We start from the raw sequence: 15,060 nt of genomic DNA, 5'->3' as shown, positions 1-15,060 counted from the left end.
GCCGCCAACTGAGGTTGACGGCGAATCAGGCACAAACGGGCAGACGGGTGAGGCGAATTGGCGATGTAAGGCATGCCTAACCTAATCTCAGCCCGTGAACGAGAATGATCCAGACGGGGCATTCGGCCTGCCCGCACGGGCCGCTGCCGGGCGCACCGCACCCGGCCCATCCACCCGCGGGCGGCGGGGAAACCTCCAGCTCCTCGCCCTCAACCCCACCGACTCCGTCACCGAGGGCTTCCTCCCCGCCGCGGCCCGGCTCGGCCTCGCCGTCACCCTCCTCACCGACCAGCCCGACGCACACCGGCGCGCCTACGACCGGCACGCCGCGGCGGGTGGCGAGCTGCCCGAACTGGACATCGCGCACTGCGACGTACGGGACTTCCGCGAGGTCATCGGCCGTATCTCGGCCCGCGCCCCGGACCACCCGGCGAGCCGCCCCGCCGCGATCTTCACCAACAGCGACCACCTCCAGGTCCAGGCCGCCCTCGCCGCCGACTACTTCGGCCTCCCCGGCAAGGACTGGCGGGCGGCCCTGCGCACCAAGAACAAGGCCGAGCTGCGCCGAAGCCTCGCCGCCACCCGCGCCGACACCCTCTGGTGCGCCGAGCTGGCCCCCGGCCAGGACCCCTCCGACCACCCCCGCCTCGCCGCACCCGGCGTGCCCTACCCCTGCGTCCTCAAGCCTCGCGAGGGCGTGGCCAGCGAGGACGTCGTGCTTGTCGCCGACGCCCGCGAACTCGACCGGCGCTGCCGCGAGATACGCGCCCGTCGGCCGGAGGCGCACCTGGTCGTCGAGGAGTTCCTCGACGGGCCGCTGCAGACCCTGGAAACCCTCGGCGACGGCCACACCCTGCACGCGCTCGCCGCCTTCCGCACCGAGATCTCCCCGCCCCCGCACTTCATCGAGGAACGCCTCGAACTGCTCCCCGCCCCGCCCGAGCCCCACACCGGCCAGGTGCTGGAGCAGTTGCGGGCGCTCGGCGTGGGCTTCGGGGCCTGCCACACCGAGTACGTCGTCCAGGGCGAACGGGCCCGCATCATCGAGGTCAACTACCGCGCCATCGGCGACCAGTGCGACCTCGTCCTCGCCGACCTCCTCGACATCCCGCTCTTCGACCACATCCTCCGCACCCACCTCGGCGAGCCCCTCCCCGCCGACCTCGGCGCCCGCACCGACGGCAGGGTGCGCATGGAATACGTCATGGCGGACCGCGGCGGCCGCCTCACCGACGCCCCCGCCGCGAGCGTCAGCGACCGCGACGGCGTACGGCTGGACTACCGCCCGCTGCGCGCCATCGGCGAGGAACACCCGCTCTACGGCACCAACCGCGACTTCCTCGGCGTGCTCCGCGCCACCGGGACCGACCAGCGGCGGATCGACCAGGCGGTCGCCGGGTTCCTGGCGGCCAATCGGTGGGTGATCGCGCCATGAGCCACACGGGCGGCGAAGGGAACGGGAACGGGGACGCGGACGCCTTCGAGGAGGAGTTGCTGGCGCGGGTGCTCGACGCGCTGCTGAGGGAGGACGCGTACGGGCTGCGCAGCCGCGCCCGGACCGTACGCAGTCCCGACGGCGACTGGCTGCGGATGCCCCTCACGGACGGCACGACAGTGGCGCTCCCCGTCGAACCGGACGGCTTCCAGTGCGAGATCCGAACCCGCCGCCCGGCGCGGCTGCTCCCGGAGGCCCACCGCCCCGGCCCCCCGGCCGCTCGCGGTGGCGACGCGCCGGCCCGCGCTTCGGAGGGGGCCGCGTCCGGCGCCCGGCCGCCGGGCGCGGCCGACGCCAGGTCGTATGCCCCGCCGGGCGCCACCGTTCTCACCCGCCTCGACGCCGTCCTCGCCCGGCTCCGCCACGCCGCCGACCCCGCCGACCGGGGGCTCTACGACGCCTTCGCCGTCGAGTGCCGCCGCGCGCTGGACGCCATGCGGCTGCACGCCCGCGTCCGGCCGGGCGTCGTGGAGAGGCTGGTCGCCGCGTACGGCGACAGGCCCGCCGAGCAGTGGGCGGGGGTGCGCGGTTCGCTCGCGTACGACACACTGGCCGCCTTCCGCGATCACCCCGTCTACCCCACCGGCCGCACCCGCATCGCGCTGAGCGACGCCGAACAGCGCGGCCACGCCCCCGAGTTCCACCCCTCCTTCGCGCTGCGCTGGGTCGCCCTCCCGCGCGAGGCGGTCGCCGGGGACCCGGACGGGCTGCCCGACTGGTGGCCCACGCCCGGGGCGCTCGGCCTGCCGGCCGGGCTGGACGACAGCCATCTGGCGCTGCCCGTCCACCCGCTGAGCGCGGGCCGCCCGCTGGCGCTGGCCCTGCGCGCCACCCACCTCACCGGCCGGGCCCGCCTCGCCGAGGCCCCTTGGCTCGACGTACGGCCCACCCTGTCCATGCGTACCGTCGCCGTCACCGACGACCCGCTCACCCACCTCAAACTCCCGCTCGCCACCGCCACCCTGGGCGCGCGCAACCGCCGCACCATCAAGCCCGGCACGCTGGCCGACGGCGCGGCGGGGCAGCGGCTCACGGCGGCGGTGCTCGGCCGCGAGCCGCGCGTGTCCCGGACCGTGCTGCTCGCCGACGAGCGCACGTATCTGCACGCCGGGCACGAGTTCCTGGCCACGCTGGTGCGGCGCTGTCCGCCCGGCCTCGACGGCTGCCAGGTCGTGCCCCTGGCGGCGCTGCTCGCCCCCGCGCCCGGCGCGGACCCCCGCGCCCTCGTCGCCGACGCCCTCGCCGCCCGCTACTACGGCGGCGACCTGCTCGCGCTCCTCGACGCCTATCTGACGGTCCTGTTCGAGGCGCACACCACCCTCTTCGCGTACGGCCTCGCCCTGGAGTCCCACCAGCAGAACACCTCTCTCGTCCTCGACGAGGCGCACGGCCGCCCCCGGCTGCGGCTGCTCCTCAAGGACCACGACGGCCCGCGCGTCCACCCCGCCCGGCTGGCCGACGCCCTCGGCGGTGCCGAAGCCGCACGCCTCCTCGCCGGATTCGACGACCCCCGGATCCGCACCGACGGCGACGGCCCGGTCGCCGACGTCTTCGCCACCATCACCGTGCACCTGTGCGCCGGCGCCCTCGCCTTCGAACTCGCCCGGCTCGGCCGGGCCCCGCTCGCCACGCTGCTGCGGCTGATACGCGACCGGCTCGCCGAAGCCATCGACCGGCTGGGGGACCGGCCCGACGCGCCCGGCGCCGTGCTGCGGGCCCGGGTCCTGGACGCGGACCGGCTGCCGGTCAAGGCCATGGTCACCGCGGGCAGTCTGCTCACCAAGCAGCGCTCCGGGGCCGCCGACATCAACAAGCACTACGTCACCGGGCCCAACTACCTCCTGCCGGACGGCGGCCGGTGAGCGCCCCGCGCCCAGCCCGCCCCGTACCCTCCTCCGCACCCGCTGGAGCCGCCTCATGACCACCTCCGCCGCCGATACCGGCGCCGCCACCGACACCTCCGCCGATACCGCCACCGCTGCCGCTACCACCGCCGCCGTGGTCCGCCTCGCCGACCGGGTCGTCGCCCACACCCTCCTCAACTGCCTGCTCCGCGAGGTGTCCGGGCCGGAGCACCAGACCGTCGTGGCCGACGGCCACCTGCGGCTGCGGCTGCCCCGCTGCGGCGTGCTGCTGCGGGTCGCCCTGCGCCGCACCTCCCTCATCGGGGCGCACCGGTTCACCGGGCCGGTCACCGAGGAGCGGGACGGCGCGTGGGCCGAGGTGTCCTGGCGCGCGCTCGCCGAGTACATCCACCGGGAGCTGCGGCTGCGCACCGGTGTGCGTAACGACGAGTTCCTGGAGCAGGTGGCCTCCAGCCACGCGGGCGTCACGGCGGCTCTGGAGAGCCGCGAGCGCGCCGTCCCCCACGGCGTTGCGAACACCCCCGACACCCCCGACACCCCCGACCAGGCCGACACCCCCGACCAGGCCGACGCCCCCGACCAGGCCTCCCACCCCGACCAGGCCTACCTGGCCTCCGAGCAGTCGCTGCTCTTCGGCCACCGCTTTCACCCCACCCCCAAGGCCCGCTCCGGCGACGCCGACTCGTGGGCCCGCTTCGCGCCCGAGACCGGCGCCCGCTTCCCGCTGCACCACCTCGCCGTACGGCGGGCGCACGTACGCGAGGAGTCGGCGTCCGACGGCGCCCTCGCGCCGCTGGACCGGCAGCGTCCCGTGCCCGACGGCTACCGCCTGCTGCCCGTGCACCCCTGGCAGTACGCCCTGCTGCGCGACCACCCCGCCCTGCGGGCGGCGATCGCACGCGGCGATGTGCTGGACCTCGGCCCCGGCGGCCGGGACTTCGCGCCCACCGCCTCCGTCCGCACGCTCTACGACGGCCGGGACTTCCTGAAGTTCAGCCTCAACGTCCGGATCACCAACTGCCTGCGCAAGAACGCCGAATACGAGCTGTCCGGCGCGGTCGCCCTGACCCGGCTGCTGGAGCCCGTCGCCGCCGACCTGGCCGCCCGCTTCCCGGGCGCCGCGCTGCTGCGCGAACCCGCCTACCGGACCCTGGACCTCGGCGGCGAGCGGGAGCTGACCGAGGGCTTCGGGGTGATCGTGCGCGAGGGCCTCGCCGCCCGGCTGCGCCCCGGACTCACCGGGCTGCTCGCGGCCGCCGTCGCCGACGAGTACCCGGCGCCCGGCGGGGCGCGGGTCGCCCAGCTCCTCGGCGACACCGGGCCCGCACACGCGCTCGCCTGGTGGGAGGCGTATCTGGAGCTGCTCGTGCCGCCCGTCCTGGCCGCGTACTTCGACCACGGCGTGGTCCTCGAACCCCACCTCCAGAACGTCGTCGTCGGCGTCGATCCCTCCGGGCTGCCGCGCCAGGTCCTCTTCCGCGACCTCGAAGGCACCAAGCTGCTGCCGGAACACCACGCGGCGGCCCTCGCCGCGCTGCCCCCCGCCGTGGCCGGGCCACTCACCTACGATCGCGAGCGCGGCTGGGACCGCGTCGTGTACTGCCTGCTGGTCAACCACGTCGCCGAGACGCTGGCCGCCCTCGCCGACCGCCACCCCCGCCTGGAGCCCCAGCTGTGGTCGGCGGTCCGCCGCGTCCTGGCCGAGCGGGGCGCGGCACACGACCACCCGCCCGCCCTGCGCGCCCTGCTCGCGGGGGTCCCGCTGCCCGCCAAGGCCAACCTCCTCACCCGCTGGGCCCGCCAGGCCGACCGCCACGCGGGGTACGTCCGCGTCGCCAGCCCGCTCGCCTCCGACCTGCTGTCCGAGGCGGCCCGCGTCATCGCCCCCGGGAGCCCCCGATGACCACCCAGCCCGCCACCACCCCCGCCGACACTGCCCTCACCACGCTCACCCCCCGCGTGGCCGCCTTCGCCGACACCCTCACCGGCGACGACCTCCCCGCCTACGTCTACGACCTCCCCGCCCTCGCCGAACACGCGCGGGCCGTACGGGCCGCCCTGCCGCCCGCCGTCGAGCTGTACTACGCCGCGAAGGCCAACCCGGCCCCGGAGATCCTGCGCGCCCTCGCCCCCCACGTCACCGGCTACGAGGTCGCCTCCGGCGGCGAGCTGAGGCACGTCCGCGAGGCCGTCCCCGGCCCGCCGCTGGCGTTCGGGGGGCCGGGCAAGACCGAGGCCGAGCTGCGTCGCGCGCTGAAGCCGGGCGTGGCGCGCTTCCACGTCGAGAGCGAGCACGAGCTGCGCCACCTGGCCGCCCTCGCCGAGGAAGCGGGCCGCACGGCCGACGTCCTGCTGCGCGTCAATCTCCCGCTCGCCGACGAGGCCCTGGGCGCCGCCGCCCTCGCCATGGGCGGCCGCCCCAGCCCCTTCGGCCTCGACCCCGACCTGATCGCCGAACGCTGCCTCCCCCTGCTCGCCCCCGGCGGCGGCCCCCTCCGGCTGCGCGGCATCCACGCCCACCTCGCCAGCGGCCTCGACGCCCCCGCCCTCCTCGCGGTCGCCGGCCGAGTCACCGACTGGACGCGCCACCTGGCCACCCGCCACGGCCTGCGGCTCACCGAGGTCAACGTCGGCGGCGGCATGGGCGTCGACTACTCCCGCCCCGACACCCGCTTCGACTGGGCGGCGTACGGCACGGGCATGGCCGGCATCGCCCGGCGGAACCCGGACCTCACCCTGCGGATCGAGCCCGGCCGGGCGCTGACCGTCTACTGCGGCTGGTACCTCACCGAAGTCCTCGACCTCAAGCACAGCGGCGGCGAGGCCTTCGCGGTCCTGCGCGGCGGCACCCACCACCTGCGCACCCCCGCCGCCAAGGGCCACAACCACCCCTTCACCGTGCTCCCCGCCGCCCCCTGGACCCGCCCCTGGCCACGCCCCGGCGTCCGGGACGAGCCGGTGACCCTCGTCGGCCAGCTGTGCACCCCCAAAGACGTCCTCGCCCGGCGCGTGCCGGTCGCGCGGCTGCGGGTGGGGGACCGGGTGGCCTTCGCGCTGGCGGGCGCGTACGCGTGGAACATCTCGCACCACGACTTCCTGATGCACCCGCGCCCCGGCTTCCACTACCTGGACGGCGGCTCCACCGACCCTTCGCTCCGGTGACCGCCCGCGGAGACCGGGAGGAACGGCTAGATTTGGCCGAACACATCGACTGAGGTGGCATCACGGCGGCTTGTGGAGGCATCAGGTGCGCGGGGGCATGACTGTCGGGGGCCGCTACCACGTACAGGAGATGCTGGGAACGGGCGGGTTCGCCGAGGTCTGGGAGGCGTTGGACCACACTCTCGGCCGGCGGGTCGCCATCAAGTTCGTCACCGGCGTCATGCGATACCCGGAGGCGGCCAAGCGGTTCGCCCGCGAAGCACGGACGCTCGCCTCGCTCCACCACGGCAGCATCGTCACCGTGCATGACGCCGGAACGATCGACCACGAGGGCCACATCCTGCCCTACCTCGTGATGGAGCTGCTGAACGGCGCCACCTGGGAGACGGCGCAGGTGGACTCGGTCGCCGAGACCGGGGCGCGCCTTGCGGACGTGCTCGCGCACATCCATGAGGCGAACATCGTCCACCGGGACGTCAAGCCCGCCAACATCATGATCTGCGCGGACGGGCGCACCGTGCTGATGGACTTCGGCATCGCCCGCGACGACAACTCCCTCACCCGTACCGCCACCACCACCGGCAAGATCTTCGGCACCCCCGCCTACCTGGCCCCCGAGCAGCTCCAGGGCCGCGCCGCCACGCCCGCCTCGGACATCTACGCGCTCGGCCTCGTCCTGGCCGAGAAACTCACCGGCCACCGCCTCCCCGCCGCGCAGCTCACCCCCCAGGCCCGGGCCGCCGTCCCCGAGCCGCTGCTGAACCTGCTCACCCGCATGACCTCCCCGTTTCCCGACCAGCGGCCCACGGCGGCCGAGTGCGCCACACTGCTGCGCGCGTCCGCGGTGCCCTCGAAGCCGCCGAAGCCTCCGCGTCCGACGCGGGGTGGCACGCTGGAACGGCTGGCAGGCCCCTCGGCGCTGTTCACGCTGCTGGCGCTCGTCATGTTCCTTCCCGGCTACTCCTCCTGCGGGAACTACGCACTGGCGGCGCTGGCGGCGGAAGTCGCCTGCGGGGGAGATGCGACCGTCATCCAGTCATTCGGCGCGCAGGGCCGCGGCCCGGCCTTCGGTGTCTTCGTGGGACTGGTCACCGTCCTGGCGATGGCCGCAGTGCTCACGCCGGGCTCCAGGGCCGTGACGCGGCTCACCGGCTACGCGGGCGTGGTGGTCACCGCCGGCTGCGTCCTGCTGGTCAGCCCGGTCTCGTCCAGCTCCTACTTCTACGGCGACACCGACGCGCTCCGCTTCGGGATGTGGCTCTTCTACCTGGCGGCGGCGTTGACCGTGGCCACGTACGTCTACCGCGACGTCCGGACCCGCAGAGAGCGTCCGCGGTGATGGTGCGCACCGTCACCGTGTGACGTCGGCGGCGGCGCAGCGGGCACGCCTCGTTGTCGTAGCCCTGTGCTGTTCTTGTTCCGTCGCAGTGGCCTCGAGATGAGGGAGCACATCGGTGAACCGCGAGCAGTGGCGTCCGTTCCTCCGGCAGTGGAGCGAGGAGTGGATCGACAGCCATGACCCCGAGAAGGACGGCGAGCTGGACGAGGCCGTGGTGCGTGACCGCTGGCTCGGCTTCGCCCCGGCGAGCGAGGAGGAGATCGCGGCGGCCGAGGCCCGTCTGGGCCGCACCCTGCCGCCGTCGCTTCGCGAATTCCTGGCGGTGACCAACGGGTGGCGGGACGCGGGCTGTTTCCTCTACCGGCTGGCCGGAACGGCTGAGCTGGAGTGGCTGGCCGATACCGACCGGTCGTACCTGATCGAGATCTATGACGAACTCGCGGAGGACAACGCGGACGGGGAGGAGGAGGAAGAGGACCCCGATGTGATCAACGAGGCGGAGGTGCTGCGGCGTTCTCTGCTCGTCTCACTGGAGGGTGACGCGGCGGATGTCTTCCTCGACCCCGAGGATGTGAATGAGCGCGGGGAGTGGACCGCCTACTGGCTCGCTTCCTGGTCGGGGGAGGGGCTGGAGCCGTACGAGTCCTTCTACGAGTTGATGTACGACCAGTACAAGTCGTTCCACGCTCTGCGGCAGCCGGAAGGGGAGACCAAGGACCGCTGGGACACCAAGGTGGAAGAGGCCCGGCTCGCCGTCCTCGGTGGTGAGATTGAGGGCCCGCTGAAGGTGCTGGACGATGCGGAGGAATTCGGCAACGAACGGGCTCTGCTTCTGCGGTTCCAGATGCTGACCATGCTCGGCGGCGGCGAGCAGCAGGCCGAGATCAGTCGTGTCGTGGACTACGCACACCACCCCGACATCCTGCAACACGTCCTGTTCGTCCCCGAGTTGTTGCCCCTTGTCTTCGAGGAGGACCGCACGCGCGATCTGCCACACGGCTGGTCGACGCTGCGCTTCTCCAAGGAGAACGGCCCGGAATGGCTTCAGTCACTCCTCGCCGACCATGAGGCCCGCCGCGCCGCCCCTGACTTCCGGCTCTCCTTCGGCAACCCGGAATTCGACGCCGCTGTCCACCACATCCTGGACCGGCTGGCCGCCGACCCCGCGTTCCAGGTCCCGGACCCGTACGAGCAGCAGCGGCAGAACGCCACCTACGAGGAGGTCTGGGTGGACGGCCAGCCGGCCATGCGCGTGACGATGCCGACCCTGACCGCCTCCGCGGTCCTCATGAGCGAGGAATCGGAGGACGGCGTGCCGACCGACTTCGAAGCGCATGACCCCTTCGGGGCATACGACCGGACACGCGAGCGCCAGCAACAGCTCATTGACGAGGCCTGGCCCGAACTGAAGGAGGCGATACGGCTATGGCGTCCGCTGCATGAGGACCACATCGCCCCCGTGGTGCTGTTCGCCGACCCCGCGCTCGCCGAGATGATCACCGAGGAGCGGGGCCGGGAGATCCTTTCGATGTGTCGGTCTGGAGGTTGATGCCAGCCGCGTCAAGCGGTCGGCGCTTTGAGGGTGGCTATGAACGCGCTCCAGGATCCCGCGGGGAATATGAGGGCGGGGCCGTCGGGGTCCTTGGAGTCGCGGACGGGGACGAGGCCGGGGAGGTTGTCGGCGACCTCGACGCAGTTGCCACCGTTGTTGTTGCTGTAGCTGCTCTTACGCCACGCGGCAACGCTCAGGTCCGGGGTGGTTGGCATGGGGTCCAGTCCTCCATCACGGCTCGGATCATCGCCTCGGAGTCGCGGGGCGAGAGGGCCATGGCCCTGAGCAGATCGTAGTTCTCCCTGCGTTGTGCGACATCCCCCTGATCCTCGACGATCAATCCGGACTGGCTGCTCTCGTCGTATGCCACCGGCGGCTCGCCGGGGGTCGTGAAGAGGGTCAGTGAACCGCCTGCCTCGGCGTGCCCGCCCGCAGTGAAGGGCAACACCTGAATGGTGACGTGGGACTGCGTCCCGCGCTCAAGTAGAGACGACAGCTGGTCACGCATCACCGCTGGTCCGCCGACCGGGCGGCGCAGTACGGCCTCGTCGAGAACGAACCAGCAACGCGGCGGCTTGGCCCGCGCCAGCAACACCTGTCGATCGATGCGAGCCTTGACCATGGCCTGGATCTCCGCGTCGGGGGCGTGGGGGAATCCAGAGCGCAACGAGTGCTCGGCGAGTTCAGCGGTTTGCAGCAGGCCCGGGAAGGTGGCGCCGACGTACTGTTCGATGATGGCCGCTCGGCTCTCAAGCTCGATCATCCGCCGATACTTGCGGGGAAACGGCTCGTTCTTCGCGAGCGCGTACAGTCTCGCGAACATCCCGTCCGTCCCGAAACACGCGTCCAGTTTCGCCGGAAGGTCGTCGTACGGAAGGCACTCCGCCGCCTCGATTCGCGCGAGGTGCGACTTGCTGTAGTTCAGCACCTCCGACAGCCGCCGCAGCGACATGTCCGCCTTCTCGCGGTGGCGGCGGATCTCCGCGCCGAACAGGTCGCGCGCGGAGCGGTCGGGGAAGAGTTCGCGTGGCTGGAACGTCATGGGTCCATCCCTCCTGGTCCCGCGGTGTGACCGGGACCACTGGCCTCTTTCCAGCTTACGTCTCGGAGCGCAACGATGAGCGCACGCAACGTAATTGGCCCTGGGAGAAGTAAGCCCCGGCGACCGTGCGCGCGGTCCCGGGGCGGGCCAACCTGAAGGAAGGACACAGGTCGACATGGACCAACCTACCGAGCGCGCCTCCGCCCGCCGCAAGGGGATTTCCCGCCGTACGCAGGCCGAGCCCGACGGTCCCCGGATGACGATGCGGGTCTACCGCGTGTCCCCGGAGACCGGCGAGGTCACCCAAGAGCTGGGCAAGGTGATCGTGATGGTCAAGGACAAGCTCGCCCCCTTGCAGTCCAGGCAGTTCCCGCCCTGCGAGTGTCCGCTGCACCGCGACCGCTCAGCTCCCTGGTCCCGCTGAGGTGCCGTACTGCTTGGTGTCTGGGGTGTGGGTCCGCTCCGGTTTGCGGTGAGTACGAGACAACGACACGCCGATGGCATGGCGTGTCGTTGTCCCATACTCACCGCAACAGTGGTCCAGCCCCTGCCAGCTCTCGAAGTAGTCGAGCGCGATTCCCACGGCCGCCGGGTTTCCGCTGTGGAGCAGAGTGCGGAAGGCGCGGAGGTACGCCTGCCGGACCGAGCAACCGCAGGGGAGCCGCGCCCGCCCTGGCCGCCGCCTCGCCGCAGGCGCCGGCCGAGTGGGCGGGGGGCTCGGCGGCGACCCGGACGACATCCGTCACTACACCGGCCGGCTGCTGGACCACGCGTAGGCACCGTTCACGGCTTCAGTGCGCGGTGACTTGTCCCACCGGGGAGTCGTCTCACCACGGTTCGCGGAAGGTGATGCCGAGGTGCCGGGTGAGCCCTTCGCGCTGTTCGGCGGTGGCCAGGACCATGACGTCGTCGTACCCGAGGGTGTAGGGGCCGCTGTCGACGCAGCGGAAGGAGCGGGGGTCGTCGTCGGGGCTGAGCGCCTCGATGGCGGCCTGGGCGGCGCCCATGTCGAGGTAGTCGTTCGACTCCTGCTCTACGGAGAAGGAAAGCTCCTTGCCATTGCGCTCGAAGTACATCGTCCCGCGACCGGCGTCCTCGTCGTCCGGGTCCTCCTTCTCGAAGCGGTAGTTGTCGACGGTGACCTTGCCTCCGGTGAGGGCTGCGGCTTCTGCCAGGAGCCATTCGTAGTGGTGGTCGGCGAAGTCGACGTCTTCGGCGTGGATGGACACGGCCACGCCGAAGTCTTCCAGCGAGCCGGCGATCTCATGGCCCGGTTTCAGTGCGCCGTACGCGAGGTCGCCGAACCGGTCTATGACGCCTTGAGCCGTCTCCGAGGTGATCAGGCCCAGCTCGGTGAGGACTTCAGCGACCCGTACGTAGTTGATCGGTTGAGATTTCGCCATGGCCTCATCCTGTCAGCGGCGGCCGCACAGGTTTCCACCCCGCGAAGCGGGCCGAGACCCGGACCACCCCGGCACGGGCGCCCACCGGCCGCGATGTGTCCGGTGCGGCGGCGGACCGTACGGCGACTGCCAGGCCGGGCGGTCGGTTCGACGGCGAACGACCGGCAGGTGGGTGGGCAGGATCATCCAGTTTTCGGACACAGAGATACACCAGTTCCAGTGAGAAGACCGCAGCGGAAAGGAGCACGGCGCACAGGGGCGACGCGCGACGGATCAGCGCTTGGGGAGTCTCACTTGCTGTACACCGGCATGTCCTTGACTGGAGGGCTGTGGGCGGGAGCACGGTAGCGGGACACGGGAGTGAGACTCCATTGATTTACCCGAACTCCGTCGCCCGGTGCGTTCGCGTTGGTCGATGAAGGCTGCGGCGAAGCCGGCGAAGCGAGGAAGTGTTCCGCCTTCCGCGCGTAGCTGCGGTTCGACGCGGGCGCGGCCGTCGCCGCAGAGCAGTCCCGTATCGTCGGTTGGCCTGCAAGGGCCGCTCGTGTCGGGCGACGACAAGGCGCTCGCAGCCGGTCTGCGCCGATTGGCTCCCACGTACGAAAGACTGCGCGCTGCACTGGCACCCTGACGAGCCGAAGTCGGTAAGCCCGTTGTCATGACGGGGAGGGGTTGCTAGGGTCACCCCGGCGCGAGTGCGCGTGATCACCGGATCAGGGAGGTTGATGACTATGGCCGCCGTCGGCCCTCATCGGCATGCCCTTGTCCGGTCCGCCTGACAGCTCAGCGCGGTCCGGTCGTTCAACGACCAGGAGTGACACGTGTCTTCTTCTTCCGTACCTTCCGTGCCTTCGACGCCCTCCGCGTCCGCACCCTCCACACCACCCCCCGCCGATCTGATCACCGAGCGTCTGATCCTCCGGCCCTGGACCACCGCCGAGGCCACCGCGGTCCTCGGTGGCGACCGGCCCGAGGGCTGGGCGGACGACTTCCCCGCCGAGGGCGACCGGGTGATCGCGGGCCTCTTCGAGCACAACCCGCAGTGGCTCGGCGCGTACGGCCACCGGCTGGTGGTCGAGCGCGACACCGGCCTGGTGGTCGGCTCGCTCGGGCTGTTCTGGCCGCCCAGCGAGGGCGTCGTGGAACTCGGATACGGCATCGTGGCGTCCCGCCGCGGCCGCGGCTACGCCACCGAGGCCGCCCGGGCCCTGGCGGAGTTCGCCCTCACCGCGCCCGAGGTGCACACCGTGAGCGCCGGCGTGGAGCTGTCGAACCCCGCCTCCGTCCGCGTCCTGGAGAAGGCGGGCTTCCGGCGGTGGACCACCGGCGAGGCCGAACACGCGGCGGACGGCGCGGAGAACACCGCCCGGTACCGGATCACCCGGAGCGCCGGGCCGGACGCCTCCGAGCGGTGACCCTCAGGGCCGGTGGCGCCTGCCGCCACCGGCCCCTCGCGCCGCCGTGCGGACACACCGGCCTTCGACCTAGGTCGAAGGGCGGTGTGCAAGAGGCCCCCGGCCCCGGAAGATGAGGCCATGGCAGTTCATCCGTTCGATGTGGATACCTTCCTGCACAAGCCGCTCACCGCGCGCGTGGCGACCCACGGGCCCACGGTGCGCCCGGTGTGGTTCCTGTGGGAAGAGGGCGCCTTCTGGATCCTGACCGGACCATGGGCCAGGTTGTACGAGCGGGTCAGGGCCGACCCGGCCGTCGCGCTCGTGGTGGACGAATGCGAGCTGGCGACGGGCCTTGTCCGACAGGTCATCGCCCGGGGCCGCGCGGAACTCGTGCCTTTCGATGTCGGGCGAGGCCGGCGCAAGCTCACTCGCTACTTGGGCGCGGACGAATCGCGATGGGACGCACGCTTCACTCACTATCTGCACGACGATCCGGCGCGGCGCGGCACGACATGGCTCCGTCTGGAGCCCAGCTCACTGACGGCGAAGGACCTGAGCTACACCGTCGTGCCCTGACGGCCCTCGCGGGAGCGCATTCCGAACAGGAAGCGCGTCACCCGCGTCCGGCGGATCGCGAACTCGTACACCACCAGGATCACCGCGAGCGAACCCGCCACGATGGCCGCGTACTTGACCGCGATCGGCGCGGACCAGCCCACCACCCCGTACGCGAAGGCGACCACCACCGGCTGGTGCAGCACATACAGCGGCAGCGCGGCGACCGCGAGGTAGTCCCGGACCGGCTGGCCAGGGCGCGCGGGCCGGGGCCCCGGGTGGGCGCGGGGGTGGGCGCGGGCGCGGGGGCGGTCCAGCAGGCCGAGGATCGCCACCACCCAGCACCACCCCGCCGCCCCGAACATCGCGCGGGTGGACAGCGCGAACGGGGTCCAGGCAGTGAACGGGTCGTCCCCCGCCACGAACCCCGGCGCGGTCCCCGCGAACAGGGCCAGCCCGAGCATCCCGACCGGTACGGCGAGGCGGCGCATCGCGGCACGGATCCGCTCGTCGTCGGCCAGCGCGTAGCCGTAGAGGAAGAACAGCAGGTACGCCCAGCGGTTCCAGCCCGCGAAGCCCTCCTCCATGCCCAGCAGCGCGTTGATCGCGGCGAGCGGCAGCGCGGGCAGGAGCAGCAGACCGGGCCTGCGCCCCAGCGCGGTGGCGGCGCGCCCGGAGCCGGTCCCGAGCACCGCCGCCACCGGCGCGAGCAGCAGGCAGAAGGCGAGCAGGAGCACGACGAACCACAGGTGGCCGGTCTCGAAGTGGCGCCCTTCGAGGACGAAGGGGAAGTCGGCCGGGTCCGGGTGGACGGTGAGGAAGCGCAGCCAGAAGCGCCCGTACGACTCGTGGTAGCCGGGGTCGGCGGCGCGCAGCCGCAGCCACTGGGGGAGCGGGAGCAGCGTGAGCGTCGCGAGGACCAGCGGGACACCGAGGCGCAGCAGCCGCTCCCGGGCGAAGCCGCCGGGGCCCCGGCGGCGGATCGAGTGCCGGGCGCCCAGGCCCGCGACGAGGAACAGCATGGGCATCGCCCACACCACCCCGAACCCGGCCAGGACGGTGATGGCGCCGGTGGTCTCGGCGTTCTTGACGTAGAAGTCGTCGTCCGGGTCGAAGACGAGCGCGGCGTGGAAGAAGACCAGGCCGAGCACGACGAGCGTGCGCAGCGTGTCCAGCTCACCGCGCCGGCGAGCGGAGGCGGGCCGCTCGGACTCGCTGTTGTCCATCTGTCCCCCCGCCTGCGGCCGTCG

13 protein-coding genes are annotated in these 15,060 nt (G+C 72.4%); 9 read left to right on the top strand and 4 right to left on the bottom strand.

The features are described 5' to 3' along the window. Positions 1 to 94: 94 nt before the first annotated feature. The 6 genes from ABFY07_RS20375 to ABFY07_RS20350 all read left to right on the top strand — a co-directional run bounded on the left by ABFY07_RS20375 (position 95) and on the right by ABFY07_RS20350 (position 9,410). A complete protein-coding gene (locus ABFY07_RS20375; protein WP_346175868.1) occupies positions 95 to 1,435 on the top strand; it encodes an ATP-grasp domain-containing protein in 1,341 nt (446 codons plus the stop codon). Next, entirely contained in the window at positions 1,432 to 3,357 is a 1,926-nt protein-coding gene (locus ABFY07_RS20370) for an IucA/IucC family protein (RefSeq protein ID WP_346175867.1), read from the top strand. Before ABFY07_RS20375 ends, ABFY07_RS20370 begins: the two co-directional genes overlap by 4 nt. 55 nt (positions 3,358 to 3,412) lie before the next feature. After that, positions 3,413 to 5,263, top strand: coding sequence for an IucA/IucC family protein (locus ABFY07_RS20365; protein WP_346175866.1), 1,851 nt, complete (start codon positions 3,413 to 3,415; stop codon positions 5,261 to 5,263). Beyond that, positions 5,260 to 6,522 carry a type III PLP-dependent enzyme gene (locus tag ABFY07_RS20360; RefSeq protein WP_346175865.1) on the top strand — a complete coding sequence of 421 codons (1,263 nt, stop codon included), beginning with the start codon at positions 5,260 to 5,262 and terminating at the stop codon, positions 6,520 to 6,522. The genes ABFY07_RS20365 and ABFY07_RS20360 overlap by 4 nt, the downstream gene beginning before the upstream one ends. Before the next feature lie 97 nt (positions 6,523 to 6,619). Then, a complete protein-coding gene (locus ABFY07_RS20355; protein WP_346175864.1) occupies positions 6,620 to 7,861 on the top strand; it encodes a serine/threonine-protein kinase in 1,242 nt (413 codons plus the stop codon). 115 nt (positions 7,862 to 7,976) lie between these two features. Further along, entirely contained in the window at positions 7,977 to 9,410 is a 1,434-nt protein-coding gene (locus ABFY07_RS20350) for an SMI1/KNR4 family protein (protein WP_346175863.1), read from the top strand. Between the two features lie 11 nt (positions 9,411 to 9,421). On the opposite strand, the gene ABFY07_RS20345 is transcribed toward ABFY07_RS20350, so the two are convergent. Continuing rightward, positions 9,422 to 9,628: a DUF397 domain-containing protein gene (locus tag ABFY07_RS20345; protein WP_346175862.1), complete on the bottom strand. Its 207-nt coding sequence runs from the start codon at positions 9,626 to 9,628 to the stop codon at positions 9,422 to 9,424. Then, positions 9,607 to 10,455: a helix-turn-helix domain-containing protein gene (locus tag ABFY07_RS20340; RefSeq protein ID WP_346175861.1), complete on the bottom strand. Its 849-nt coding sequence runs from the start codon at positions 10,453 to 10,455 to the stop codon at positions 9,607 to 9,609. Before ABFY07_RS20340 ends, ABFY07_RS20345 begins: the two co-directional genes overlap by 22 nt. A 175-nt stretch (positions 10,456 to 10,630) precedes the next feature. On the opposite strand from ABFY07_RS20340, the gene ABFY07_RS20335 reads away from it, so the two are divergent. Next, on the top strand, positions 10,631 to 10,879 hold the full coding sequence (locus tag ABFY07_RS20335; RefSeq protein ID WP_346175860.1) for a hypothetical protein: 249 nt from the start codon (positions 10,631 to 10,633) through the stop codon (positions 10,877 to 10,879). A gap of 403 nt (positions 10,880 to 11,282) precedes the next feature. Here ABFY07_RS20335 and ABFY07_RS20330 read toward each other — a convergent pair whose 3' ends face one another. After that, positions 11,283 to 11,858, bottom strand: coding sequence for a hypothetical protein (locus ABFY07_RS20330; protein ID WP_346175859.1), 576 nt, complete (start codon positions 11,856 to 11,858; stop codon positions 11,283 to 11,285). 845 nt (positions 11,859 to 12,703) lie between these two features. Between ABFY07_RS20330 and ABFY07_RS20325 the strand changes: the two genes are divergently transcribed. Both ABFY07_RS20325 and ABFY07_RS20320 read left to right on the top strand, forming a co-directional pair. Next, complete coding sequence (locus ABFY07_RS20325; protein ID WP_346175858.1) at positions 12,704 to 13,273, top strand: GNAT family N-acetyltransferase; 570 nt, start codon at positions 12,704 to 12,706, stop codon at positions 13,271 to 13,273. Positions 13,274 to 13,393: 120 nt separating this feature from the next. After that, the gene (locus tag ABFY07_RS20320; RefSeq protein ID WP_346175857.1) at positions 13,394 to 13,831 is read left to right on the top strand and encodes a pyridoxamine 5'-phosphate oxidase family protein; all 438 of its coding nucleotides are present in this window, start codon (positions 13,394 to 13,396) and stop codon (positions 13,829 to 13,831) included. On the opposite strand, the gene ABFY07_RS20315 is transcribed toward ABFY07_RS20320, so the two are convergent. Continuing rightward, entirely contained in the window at positions 13,813 to 15,036 is a 1,224-nt protein-coding gene (locus ABFY07_RS20315; protein WP_346175856.1) for an acyltransferase family protein, read from the bottom strand. The genes ABFY07_RS20320 and ABFY07_RS20315 overlap by 19 nt on opposite strands. Positions 15,037 to 15,060: the final 24 nt, after the last annotated feature.

Origin of the sequence: Streptomyces sparsogenes subsp. cuspidosporus (genome assembly GCF_039532705.1) — a bacterium.
Classification (GTDB): domain Bacteria; phylum Actinomycetota; class Actinomycetes; order Streptomycetales; family Streptomycetaceae; genus Streptomyces; species Streptomyces sparsogenes.
The sequence above is the reverse complement of the archived record's forward strand: the minus strand, read 5'-3'. Positions and strand labels throughout refer to the sequence as shown.